This is a genomic window from Aneurinibacillus danicus (genome assembly GCF_007991215.1).
Classification (GTDB): domain Bacteria; phylum Bacillota; class Bacilli; order Aneurinibacillales; family Aneurinibacillaceae; genus Aneurinibacillus; species Aneurinibacillus danicus.
This window is the reverse complement of sequence record NZ_BJXX01000186.1, coordinates 1-10,934: the sequence shown is the minus strand read 5'-3', so window position 1 is coordinate 10,934 and position 10,934 is coordinate 1. Positions and strand designations below refer to the sequence as shown.

Below are 10,934 nucleotides of genomic sequence, written 5' to 3'. Positions count from 1 at the left end.
TGGGGCGTTTGAAAAAGACTCAAGTGCGCGATATTGTTAATCATTTCCAATTGAAAGTGGCAAGTGGAGAAACGGGGTTGCGCCGCGAGATTACCGTAAGCGATATCAGCCGTCCTGGCCTGGAAATGGCGGGATATTTCGATTTTTATGCTGCAGAGCGTGTGCAGCTGCTTGGGAAAACAGAACTAAGCTTCTATAATGCAATGAAAAAGGAGCATCGCATTGAACGGATTGACAAGTTGCTGCATGAACAAACGCCGTGCGTATGTGTAGCTCATGGCTGCGAGGCGCCGGATGAACTCCTGAGTCTGTCGGAAGAGCGGGGCATTCCGGTGCTCACGTCTCCGCTGCCGACGACCAAACTATCCAGTAAACTGACCACCTATCTGGAAGGCCGTCTGGCACCGACGACGACAATGCACGGTGTACTGGTTGATGTGTACGGGATGGGTGTGCTAATCGTTGGACAGAGCTCGATCGGAAAAAGTGAAACCGCGCTGGAGCTGGTAAAACGAGGCCACCGCCTTGTGGCGGATGATGCGGTTGAAATTCGCCAGACGCAGGAGAACCAGCTAATTGGCAGTGCGCCGGAGCTTATCCAGCATCTGCTCGAAATCCGCGGTGTTGGTATTATTAACATCATGACATTGTTCGGGGCGGGGGCTATTCGTAATTACAAACGAATCTCGCTTGTCATCCGGCTTGAAATCTGGGATCCAAACAAAGTATACGAGCGGCTCGGTCTCGACGAAGAAAAAATGAAGATTATGGACACCGAAGTGCCGCAGATTACGATTCCTGTGCGTCCGGGCCGAAACCTGGCCGTTATCGTAGAAGTGGCGTCCATGAACTTCCGCTTGAAGCGTATGGGATACAATGCGGCGGTCGTCTTTAGCAAGAAGCTGACCGATACGATTGAAGACGCGGTGGAAGACATCTAGACGGGGAGGTACAGGTGAGTATGCCAAAGGCGATTGACCCGGTTGCGTTTCAACTGGGGCCCTTATCCGTACACTGGTACGGCATTATTCTAGGTACGGCCGCACTCGTCGGTTTGCTGCTGGCGCTGCGCGAGGCGAAGCGGGTCGGCATGGACTCGGAGACGATTATGGATGTGGTCATGTACGCAGTTCCGGCGGCCATTATCGGGGCGCGTATTTATTATGTCATTTTCCGCTGGGACGAGTATTACAGCTCTCATCCCGAAGAGATTATCGCGGTTTGGCATGGCGGAATTGCCATCCACGGGGCATTGATTGCCTCCGTTCTGACCGCGTACATCTACTCGCGCGTAAAAAGGATTTCGTTCTGGCGGCTGGCAGACGTAGTGGCGCCAAGCCTAATTATCGGACAGGCTATCGGACGCTGGGGAAACTTCATGAACCAGGAAGCGCACGGCGGTCCGGTCAGTCTCGAGTTTTTGCAAAGCCTGCATCTGCCTCAGTTTATTATCGATCAGATGTATATTCTAGACCCGACGACGAATACATACTTGTATTATCATCCGACATTTCTGTATGAATCGATCTGGAATTTGCTTGGCTTCTTTGTATTGATTACGATTCGGCGTGTGGGTAAACTGCGGCGGGGCGATTTGTTCCTCACGTATATAATCTGGTATTCGGCCGGCCGCTTTTTCGTCGAAGGACTGCGTACGGATAGCTTGATGCTGACGGATACGCTGCGCGTTGCGCAGGTGATTAGCCTTTTGTTGATTGCGCTTGCGATAATCATAATGATGGTATTACGGAAATTGGGGTACGCCTCTAAGCGTTATGGGGAAGAATAGAGAAAGTATGACTTTCTTGGGAGGAAAGAAGGGTTAGAATGAACCGCTATCAGTATGTGTTGTTTGATCTTGATGGTACATTAATTGATACGAATAATTTGATTTTGACCTCGTTTATGTATACGCTGGAGAAATTTTATCCCGGCAAGTATACGCGGGAGGATATTATCCCGCATATGGGCAAGCCGCTCTATGATCAGATGAAACTGTTCGGACCGGAGCGGGCGGAAGAGCTGGTGCAGATATATCGTGAGCATAATGAGCAGGTACATGATGAGCTGGTAGAAGAGTTTCCAAACGTATTGGAGACAATTGAAGATCTTGCCGAGATGGGTGTTAAAATGGGCATCGTGACCACCAAGCAGCGCAAGACTGCAGAAATGGGCCTGCGCCTCTTCGGATTGGATACGTATATGGATGCATTCGTCTGCTATCAGGATACGAAGAATCATAAACCGCATCCGGAGCCGGTGCAGAAGGCGATGCAAGCACTTGGGGCCGACCCGGCACGTACGCTGATGGTAGGGGACAGCCAATATGATATTCAGGCGGCGCAGAATGCCGGTGTTGCTTCCGCGGGTGTTGCCTGGAGCATGAAAGGCGCTTCGTTTTTATCCGCGTTTGATCCGACGTATTTGCTGAATGATATACGCGATCTGATTCAGATTGTGAAGCAGCCGGTTCGTCAGGCATAAGAGGTGGCGGATGGCGAAACGACAGACCGAACGCTACCCGGTCCAGGGTGCGAATTCTCTCTGGCAGGTGTACAAAACGGTGAGTTTCTGGAAAGTGGTCAAGTGCTTTGCCGTCGTACAGCTTGCCCGTTATACGCCCTGGATGCTGTTAAAGAATTGGATGTACCGCACATTTCTCGGCATGGAGATTGGAGAGAATACCGCGGTCGCATTGATGGTGATGATGGATACGATGTTTCCGGAGCGAATTTCTATCGGCTCTAACAGCATCATCGGCTATAACACGACGATCTTGGCTCATGAATATTTGATTGACGAATATCGATTGGGTGATGTGAAGATTGGATCGCGTGTGATGATAGGGGCTAACTCGACGATTTTACCGGGTGTTACCATCGGCGACGGCGCAGTCGTATCCGCGGCTACCCTCGTCAATGCGGATGTGCCTGCCGGCGCCTTCGTCGGAGGCAATCCTATGCGCATCATTCGCCAGCCAGAAACGCAGCCAAAATGAATGAAGAGCGAATCGGAAAATATCCGGTTCGTTTTTTCGTGTCTATAGCTGCTTTCGGATTCGCATATTACAGATAATAAAAGCGAAACGGTGATTGTATTGATAGCGCTTGCAATTTTTAAAGCGTGCTGTAAGTGGTTGACGGATGGAAATGGGAGTGTTAGACTACACTCAACAAGAAAATCCTTTAGTTTGGTAGCGAACTAAAGGATAAGACGAGGAGTGGAAGGCAGGATGTCGAAACCGTTAGGATTTGAGAAGCCGCTGGGCATGCGGGATCTACTTCCCGATGTGCTGGAGAAACAGCGATGGCTGGAACAACAGGTCAAAGCCTGCATGAAGCAATGGGGGTATCGGGAGATTGCGACTCCTACGCTTGAATACTATGATACGGTAGGCGGGGCGAGTGCCACGCTTGATAATAAATTATTCAAATTGCTGGACAGTGAAGGGAAAACAGTTGTCTTGCGTCCGGACATGACGGCACCGATTGCGAGGGTGGCCTCTTCGCTGCTAAAGGAAGAGCCGCTGCCGCTGCGCCTCATGTACACGGCGAACGTATTCCGGGCGCAGAAGAATGAAGCCGGACGCAATGCGGAGTTCACACAGCTTGGCATCGAGTACCTCGGATCGTCTTCCGTTGACGCGGACGCCGAAGCCATTGCGCTGGCCGTCTCCGTGTTGAAAGCGGCGGGCGTAGGCGTATTCAAAATCGCGGTCGGGCATATCGGCTTCCTGGAAGGATTGCTTGAAGAGATTGTAGAAAAGAAAGAAGACCGGGAAAAGCTGAAGGAATTTTTATACTATCGCGATTATGTAGGGTTCCGCCACTATGTGAAGGAGATGGCGCTTCCGGAAGCGGGTGCGGCACGCCTGTATGAACTTTTGAAGCTGCGCGGTGGCAAAGATCTGCTGGATCGGGCGGAAGCCATCACGATTAACGGACAGGCCCGCAAAGCCGTTACCAATCTGCGGCAGCTGTGGGAAGCGCTCGAAGCGTATCAAGTAGAGCAATATATTTTGCTGGATTTAAACCTGCTCAGCAATCTGGATTATTATACGGGTATTCTGTTTGAAGGTTATGCAGCCAATCAAGGTTTCTCTATTTGTACCGGAGGTCGCTATGACGGATTGATGGCGCAGTTTGGCCGTCCGTGCCCGGCTACGGGGTTTGCGGTGCAGATGGACAGCCTTATCGAAGCGGCTGACTATCAGCCGGCGCGGCCGAAGAAATTCCTCATCCTCTACCATGCAGCGCAGAGGACGGAAGCATTGGAGAAAGCGAGAGTGCTGCGTACCGGGGAAAACGCGGTGGTCATCGCTCAGCGTAAGGAAGAATGGACGCAGGCCAGTACTGCGCCCTATACAGAAGTGATTGACTTGACGGGGGAGGAAGCGACATGACAATAAATACGAAAGAAAAGCTTATCGTAGCGATGCCGAAGGGCCGGATTTTTGAAGAGGCAGCGGATTTGTTACGAAAAGCCGGCGTCCCGCTTCCTCCGGAATTCGATGATTCGCGCAAGCTTATCGTTCCGGTCCCGGAAGCGAACCTCGATTTCATCCTCGCCAAACCGACTGATGTGCCCACGTATGTAGAATACGGCGTGGCGGATATCGGAGTTGTAGGGAAGGACGTGCTGCTGGAAGAGGAGCGGGACGTATACGAATTACTGGACTTAAAAATCAGCCGCTGCCGTATTTCTGTGGCGGGCCTTCCTGATTGGAAGCCGTCCGGAAGCACCGCGCCCCGTGTCGCAACGAAGTATCCACGGGTCGCATCCAGGTATTTTCGCGAACAAGGCCAGCAGGTAGAGGTTATTAAGCTGAATGGCTCGATTGAGCTGGCACCGCTGATCGGTCTTGCCGACCGGATTGTTGACATTGTATCGACCGGGCGAACGTTAAAAGAGAACGGGCTGGTCGAACTGGAAGAGATTATGCCGATTACAACCCGCTTAATCGCAAACCGGGTCAGCTACCGGATGAAGAGCGAAGCGGTCGATTATATATACGAGAAATTCGCTTCAATTGTGGAGGAGATATAGTTCATGATGAAGATTGTCGAGGCTGCGAATTTTTCCACCCGGCGCGATGTGGAGACAGGAACCAAAACCCAGCGTGCCGCAGTGCTTGAGATTCTACAGGCGGTAAAAAACGAAGGCGACGCCGCTGTGCTTCGTTTTACTGAACAATTTGACCGCATTACGCTTGATGGGATGCGGGTAACGGAAGAGGAGTTTCGCCAGGCATTGGATGAAATTGATTCGGAAGTGCGAGACGCGATTCGCGAAGCGGCTGCCAATATTCGTGACTACCACAGCCGTCAAATGCGTCAATCCTGGATGACAACGCAGGAGTCTGGCACTATGCTCGGACAGTTAATCCGTCCGCTGCAGCGGGTGGGTCTGTATGTTCCGGGCGGTACCGCAGCGTATCCGTCCTCGGTGCTGATGAATGCCATTCCGGCACAAGTGGCCGGAGTAGAAGAGATTGCGGTGGTTACGCCGCCGGGCAAAGACGGAGCCGTTAACCCGGGCGTGCTTGTTGCGGCCTATGAGCTGGGCGTGAAAGAGGTGTACAAGGTAGGCGGTGCGCAGGCAATTGCTGCGCTCACATACGGAACCGAGACCATCAAACCGGTGGATAAAATCGTCGGGCCCGGCAATATTTACGTTGCGTTGGCAAAGCGCGAAGTATTCGGCCTTGTGGACATTGATATGGTGGCGGGACCCAGTGAAATCGTTGTGCTGGCGGATAGCTCGGCGAATCCGGCTTATGTGGCGGCGGATTTGTTGTCTCAGGCAGAGCATGACGCGATGGCGTCCGCCGTGCTGGTGACTACGTGTCGCGAGCTGGCACAGGCCGTACAGCAGGAAGTGGAGCAGCAATTGGCTGTACTTCCGCGTAAGGAGATTGCAGAAGCATCTATCCGTGAACATGGCGCAATCTGCGTAGTAGACAGCGTTGAACAGGGGCTGGATGTGGTCAACCGGCTGGCGCCAGAGCACCTGGAAGTGATGCTGGAAGATCCGATGGCGCATATCGGGAAAATTAAAAACGCAGGAGCGATTTTCCTGGGTCCATACAGCTCCGAACCGGTGGGCGACTATTTCGCCGGACCGAATCATGTACTGCCGACGAACGGTACGGCGCGGTTCTCGTCGCCGCTTAATGTGGACGATTTTCTTAAGAAATCCAGCTTAATTTCTTACAGCCGGCAGGATTTGCTGGCGCATGGGGCCAAGATTATTGCGCTGGCCCGCCAGGAGGGACTTGAAGCGCATGCGCGGGCCATTCAGGTTCGGCTGGACAACGAACAGAAATAGGGGGAGTTGCAAGCATGAGACAGGCATCTATTGAACGTAAAACGAATGAGACCGACATTCGACTTACATTTAATATCGACGGAGAAGGTAAAACGGAATTACAGACCGACGTTCCTTTTCTTAACCATATGCTCGATCTGTTTACAAAGCACGGCCAGTTCGATTTAACCGTGCAAGCCAAAGGCGATATCGAAATCGATTACCATCATACAGTGGAAGACATTGCGATTTGCCTGGGCCAGGCGTTTCGTGAAGCGCTGGGTGATAAAAAGGGCATCAAGCGGTACAGCAGCGTATTTGTACCGATGGATGAAGCACTCGGACAGGTTATCATCGACATCAGCAACCGTCCGCATCTGGAATACCGCGCCGAATTCCCATCCGCCAATGTAGGCAACTTCCCGGTGGAACTGTTTCATGAATTTTTCTGGAAGCTGGCGCTTGAAGCGCGTATTACACTTCATATTATTGTGCACTATGGGCACAATACGCATCACATGATTGAGGCGGTATTCAAAGCGCTTGGACGTGCGCTGGACGAAGCGACTACGATTGATCCGCGGGTGAAAGGAGTCCCGTCGACGAAAGGGATGTTATAGATGATTGCGATTATTGACTATGGAATGGGCAACCTTCACAGTGTAAGCAAAGCCGTAGAGCGGCTTGGATATGAGTATACGTTTGTATCGGACGCAGCATCGCTTCTGAATACGGAAGGTGCGATTTTGCCTGGTGTAGGAGCCTTCGGGGACGCGATGAAAAATCTGCGTGAACTCGGTCTGGTAGAGCCGATTCGTCAGTTCGCCGCAAGCGGCAAGCCGCTGCTTGGCATCTGCCTGGGTATGCAGCTTCTGTTTGAGAGCAGCGAAGAACACGGCCAGAATGAAGGGCTTAATATCTTGCCCGGACATATCGCGCGTTTTCAGGGCGATTATAAAATTCCGCATATGGGCTGGAATCGCCTGGAGTTCCTGCAGCAAAATCTGATTTTTGCCGGTGTAGAAGAAGGCTATGTCTATTTCGTACACTCCTACTTCCTGCAGCCGACAGAGGAAAATCGTCCGGTTCTGCTGGCGACGGCGGATTACTATCAGGAGGTTCCGGCGATTGTAGGCAAGGGGAGCGTATACGGCATGCAATTTCATCCGGAGAAAAGCGGTACGGTCGGCATGAAGCTGCTTGAGAATTTTACGAAGCTGTGCGAAACGGCGCGCACGAAATAAACGAGCGACGGAGAGGGAGTAGAGAGATGAGTTTCATTATTTATCCGGCGATTGATATTCGCGGCGGCAAGTGCGTGCGCCTGCTGCAGGGCGACTATAACCAGGAGACAGTATATGGTGATTCTCCGGTAGAGATGGCGAAGCAGTGGGCTTCTCAGGGTGCAGAATGGGTTCACTTAGTTGACCTGGACGGAGCTAAAGCCGGGCAGCCGGTTAACGACGAAATTGTGCTGGAGATTGCCCGGACACTGAACGTTCCGGTTCAGATTGGCGGAGGCTTGCGCCGCATGGAAGACATTGACCGCTATATCCAGGGGGGCGTGAGCCGGGTGATCCTCGGTACGGCGGCGATTCAGGATCAGCCGTTTACCGAACGCGTTCTGGAGAAGTACGGTGATAAAGTCGCCATCGGTATCGATGCCAGAAACGGTTATGTGGCGACGCACGGCTGGCTTGAGACTTCAGAAGTGACGGCAGAAGAGCTGGCTAAAGCGCTGATTGCCAAAGGGGCGGAAACGTTTATTTATACGGATATCTCACGGGACGGCACATTGGAAGGGCCGAATACGGAAGCGATTGTTCAACTGGCACGTGCAACCGGAAAAAATGTCATTGCATCCGGCGGGGTGAGCGTAGAGCAGGATTTGCTGGATTTGGCGCAGTACGCCGGTGATGGTGTAGGCGGTGCAATTGTTGGCAAAGCGCTGTATACCGAACGAGTCAGTCTTCCACAGGCGTTGAAGCGGATTAGGGAGGGAGTCTGATATGCTGGCAAAGCGAATCATACCTTGTCTGGATGTAAAAGAAGGCCGGGTCGTAAAAGGTGTTAGCTTCGTAAATCTACGTGATGCAGGTGATCCCGTGGAACTGGCGAAGCGCTACAGCGCAGAAGGCGCTGATGAGCTGGTGTTTCTCGATATCTCCGCTTCGCACGAAGGCCGCGAGACTATGGTAGAAGTGGTTGAGAATACTGCCGCCAATGTTACCATTCCATTTACGGTGGGCGGCGGCATTAATACGGTAGATGACATGCGCCGTATTCTTCGGGCAGGCGCTGATAAAGTATCCGTTAATACGGCGGCTGTGAAACGTCCGGAATTGGTAAAGGAGGGCGCCGAAGTGTTCGGCAGCCAATGCATCGTGGTCGCCATTGACGCAAAAGCGCGTGAAAATGGCGAAGGCTGGGAAGTCTATACGCATGGCGGACGCCAGGCGACCGGCATCGATGCGGTGGAATGGGCCAAACGGGTAGAAGCATTGGGCGCAGGAGAGATTTTGCTGACAAGTATGGATTGTGACGGGCAGAAAGACGGTTTTGCCCTTGCATTGACAAAGGCGGTTTCCGAAGCGGTACGTATTCCGGTTATTGCATCCGGCGGCGCAGGAGCCAAAGAGCATTTTTATGATGCGTTTGTGGCTGGAAAAGCGGATGCTGCATTGGCAGCATCGATTTTTCACTATAAAGAAACGTCCATTAAAGAAGTGAAGCAGTATCTGCATGAACAAAACATCGAAATGCGCATGGTAGAGGAGATAGTGGAATGAACATGGAGAGCATCAAGTTTGATGAAAACGGGCTGATTGCGGCAATTGTACAGGATGCGCAGAGTAAAGAAGTGCTGACCCTTGCATACATGAACAAAGAATCGCTGGCCAAAACATTGGAGACGCGTGAAACATGGTTCTGGAGCCGTTCGCGTCAGGAACTGTGGCATAAAGGAGCCACGTCCGGGAATGTACAAAAAGTTGTCGACATTCTATACGACTGTGATAGCGATGCTCTGGTCGTTAAAGTGATTCCGACCGGTCCAGCCTGTCATAAAAATGTATATTCCTGTTTTGCCGATTCTTTGCTGGAGGAAGCGGGCATGGTTGTTGGCAACCCTTCCGCCGATAATGGAGACGTGGAAAGCCGTTTTGACATCATTAACCGGCTGGAAGCGTTAATTGCGAAACGGGAAGCAGAGATGCCAGAAGGCTCGTATACAACGTACCTGTTTACGGAGGGCGTAGACAAGATTCTAAAGAAAGTAGGCGAAGAAGCCAGCGAAGTGATTATTGCAGCAAAAAATCGCAGCCATGATGAGCTTCGTTACGAAGCGGCGGATTTGCTGTTTCACCTGCTTGTGCTGCTTCGTGAGCAGAAGCTTCCGTTTGATGCGGTGCTTCAGGAACTTTCAAAACGACACGCGAAATAATGATAGGGGCGCTGCTGCAAAAGCTGCGCCTTTTTTCATGATATAGGAAAAACGTGCGTGGCATGTGCCGGCCGTTGCTTTTTCCGCATGGAGCGTGTGGCCCGAAGGGAGGGAAAGACCGGCAATGCCCGCGAGTTTTCTTATTCATCGTATTTTTTTAATTTGTAAATGAGTTCTTTGGCAGATATATCATAAGCTCCGGCGTTAATACGAAATAGAATCGGTGTATTTCGGTCATTAATGCCGTCTCTAGCGCTGAAAAAAAGCTGAACGCCTGCTTCTTTTGCGGCCTGGAGAACCGTTTCATTGTAGTCGCCATAAGGAAAAGCCAGCAGACGGGGTTGTGCTCCGAGTTTCTCGTTGATAATGACGTTAGCCAGAGCGATATCATTCTTAACACGCTTTTTGTATTCTTTCGGATTTTCCAGTCGTTTTTGTTCTTCCAGGTACATAGGGTGAGCTAATGCGTGCATGACAGGAGCATCTTTTTTACCTGGAAGATAGTGGTGATGGTCATACGTATGGGAGTAAAAGCTTTGACCGTTCTGTTTCATTTCTTTCATTTGCTCCCAGGTAAGGTGGGGAAGCAACGGCCTGGCTTCAGGATCATCCGAAGAATATACAACGATGAAATTTGTGGCGGATACACGCTCTTCTTGAAGAATAGGATACGCCTTCGTATAGAAGCTTTCGTATCCGTCATCAAATGTAATGTGAATGGCGTTTGGCGGCAGCGGTTTATTCTCTTTCATAAAAGCAAGCAATTCATCCATAGAGATAAAACGGTAATTTTCTTTCTTTAAAGCACGGATATGGCTTTGAAATTTCTCTTGGGAAATAGTAACGCCGTCTTCTTTATCATCAATATGATGGTAGAGAAGCACAATAACTTTGTCTTTATAATGAATACGATCTGATTGTGCGGTCACTTTTTCCACTGTCTTGAACAAAGCGGCGGCATTAAAAAATGCCAAGAGCGACAGCAGAACAATGAGCACCTTTTTCTTTCTCTCCACGTACTTCCTCTTCTCCCACGTGCGATTTTTATTTCATTTCTAAAAAGATTTTAAACAGGATGAAGCAGAAATAAAAGGACTTTATTTCTAGAAAATCACCATGGCGTCTCAGCCGCAACCCCGGCATGAAAATGGAGGGAAGAGCGGCTGACTCTTGAGGTAAGAAGGAA

Annotated in this window: 13 protein-coding genes; 12 read left to right on the top strand and 1 reads right to left on the bottom strand. The window is 51.0% G+C overall.

Translation table 11 applies throughout. From position 1 onward, the window contains the following. The first annotated feature begins 8 nt into the window (after nucleotides 1–8). The 12 genes from hprK (at nucleotide 9) to hisIE (ending at nucleotide 9,748) form a co-directional block, all read left to right on the top strand. Nucleotides 9–941, top strand: coding sequence for an HPr(Ser) kinase/phosphatase (gene hprK, locus ADA01nite_RS19340; RefSeq protein ID WP_146812071.1), 933 nt, complete (start codon nucleotides 9–11; stop codon nucleotides 939–941). Between the two features lie 20 nt (nucleotides 942–961). After that, the gene (gene lgt / locus ADA01nite_RS19335; protein WP_146812070.1) at nucleotides 962–1,789 is read left to right on the top strand and encodes a prolipoprotein diacylglyceryl transferase; all 828 of its coding nucleotides are present in this window, start codon (nucleotides 962–964) and stop codon (nucleotides 1,787–1,789) included. A 38-nt stretch (nucleotides 1,790–1,827) separates the two neighbouring features. Beyond that, nucleotides 1,828–2,484, top strand: coding sequence for a pyrophosphatase PpaX (gene ppaX, locus ADA01nite_RS19330; RefSeq protein WP_146812068.1), 657 nt, complete (start codon nucleotides 1,828–1,830; stop codon nucleotides 2,482–2,484). A gap of 10 nt (nucleotides 2,485–2,494) precedes the next feature. Continuing rightward, nucleotides 2,495–2,998: an acyltransferase gene (locus tag ADA01nite_RS19325; protein WP_146812067.1), complete on the top strand. Its 504-nt coding sequence runs from the start codon at nucleotides 2,495–2,497 to the stop codon at nucleotides 2,996–2,998. 234 nt (nucleotides 2,999–3,232) lie between these two features. Then, entirely contained in the window at nucleotides 3,233–4,402 is a 1,170-nt protein-coding gene (locus ADA01nite_RS19320) for an ATP phosphoribosyltransferase regulatory subunit (protein ID WP_146812066.1), read from the top strand. Continuing rightward, on the top strand, nucleotides 4,399–5,046 hold the full coding sequence (gene hisG, locus ADA01nite_RS19315; protein ID WP_146812065.1) for an ATP phosphoribosyltransferase: 648 nt from the start codon (nucleotides 4,399–4,401) through the stop codon (nucleotides 5,044–5,046). Before ADA01nite_RS19320 ends, hisG begins: the two co-directional genes overlap by 4 nt. Nucleotides 5,047–5,052: 6 nt before the next feature. Beyond that, complete coding sequence (gene hisD, locus ADA01nite_RS19310) at nucleotides 5,053–6,327, top strand: histidinol dehydrogenase (protein WP_146812069.1); 1,275 nt, start codon at nucleotides 5,053–5,055, stop codon at nucleotides 6,325–6,327. Nucleotides 6,328–6,341: 14 nt separating this feature from the next. After that, complete coding sequence (gene hisB, locus ADA01nite_RS19305) at nucleotides 6,342–6,926, top strand: imidazoleglycerol-phosphate dehydratase HisB (protein WP_170230379.1); 585 nt, start codon at nucleotides 6,342–6,344, stop codon at nucleotides 6,924–6,926. Further along, a complete protein-coding gene (gene hisH / locus ADA01nite_RS19300; protein ID WP_146812063.1) occupies nucleotides 6,927–7,550 on the top strand; it encodes an imidazole glycerol phosphate synthase subunit HisH in 624 nt (207 codons plus the stop codon). Between the two features lie 26 nt (nucleotides 7,551–7,576). Then, a complete protein-coding gene (gene hisA, locus ADA01nite_RS19295; protein ID WP_146812062.1) occupies nucleotides 7,577–8,314 on the top strand; it encodes a 1-(5-phosphoribosyl)-5-[(5-phosphoribosylamino)methylideneamino]imidazole-4-carboxamide isomerase in 738 nt (245 codons plus the stop codon). Nucleotide 8,315: 1 nt separating this feature from the next. Beyond that, nucleotides 8,316–9,095, top strand: coding sequence for an imidazole glycerol phosphate synthase subunit HisF (hisF, locus tag ADA01nite_RS19290; RefSeq protein WP_146812061.1), 780 nt, complete (start codon nucleotides 8,316–8,318; stop codon nucleotides 9,093–9,095). Continuing rightward, nucleotides 9,092–9,748: a bifunctional phosphoribosyl-AMP cyclohydrolase/phosphoribosyl-ATP diphosphatase HisIE gene (gene hisIE / locus ADA01nite_RS19285; RefSeq protein ID WP_146812060.1), complete on the top strand. Its 657-nt coding sequence runs from the start codon at nucleotides 9,092–9,094 to the stop codon at nucleotides 9,746–9,748. Before hisF ends, hisIE begins: the two co-directional genes overlap by 4 nt. Before the next feature lie 140 nt (nucleotides 9,749–9,888). Here hisIE and ADA01nite_RS19280 read toward each other — a convergent pair whose 3' ends face one another. Beyond that, the gene (locus ADA01nite_RS19280) at nucleotides 9,889–10,764 is read right to left on the bottom strand and encodes a polysaccharide deacetylase family protein (RefSeq protein ID WP_146812059.1); all 876 of its coding nucleotides are present in this window, start codon (nucleotides 10,762–10,764) and stop codon (nucleotides 9,889–9,891) included. Nucleotides 10,765–10,934: the final 170 nt, after the last annotated feature.

Bases quoted from the DNA above. Each gene is read 5' to 3' on its own strand.
- hisF (WP_146812061.1), top strand. From the start codon at position 8,316: ATGCTGGCAAAGCGAATCATACCTTGTCTGGATGTAAAAGAAGGCCGG.
- ADA01nite_RS19325 (WP_146812067.1), top strand. From the start codon at position 2,495: ATGGCGAAACGACAGACCGAACGCTACCCGGTCCAGGGTGCGAATTCT.
- hisA (WP_146812062.1), top strand. From the start codon at position 7,577: ATGAGTTTCATTATTTATCCGGCGATTGATATTCGCGGCGGCAAGTGC.
- lgt (WP_146812070.1), top strand. From the start codon at position 962: ATGCCAAAGGCGATTGACCCGGTTGCGTTTCAACTGGGGCCCTTATCC.
- hisG (WP_146812065.1), top strand. From the start codon at position 4,399: ATGACAATAAATACGAAAGAAAAGCTTATCGTAGCGATGCCGAAGGGC.
- hisB (WP_170230379.1), top strand. From the start codon at position 6,342: ATGAGACAGGCATCTATTGAACGTAAAACGAATGAGACCGACATTCGA.
- hisH (WP_146812063.1), top strand. From the start codon at position 6,927: ATGATTGCGATTATTGACTATGGAATGGGCAACCTTCACAGTGTAAGC.
- ppaX (WP_146812068.1), top strand. From the start codon at position 1,828: ATGAACCGCTATCAGTATGTGTTGTTTGATCTTGATGGTACATTAATT.
- hisIE (WP_146812060.1), top strand. From the start codon at position 9,092: ATGAACATGGAGAGCATCAAGTTTGATGAAAACGGGCTGATTGCGGCA.
- hisD (WP_146812069.1), top strand. From the start codon at position 5,053: ATGAAGATTGTCGAGGCTGCGAATTTTTCCACCCGGCGCGATGTGGAG.
- ADA01nite_RS19320 (WP_146812066.1), top strand. From the start codon at position 3,233: ATGTCGAAACCGTTAGGATTTGAGAAGCCGCTGGGCATGCGGGATCTA.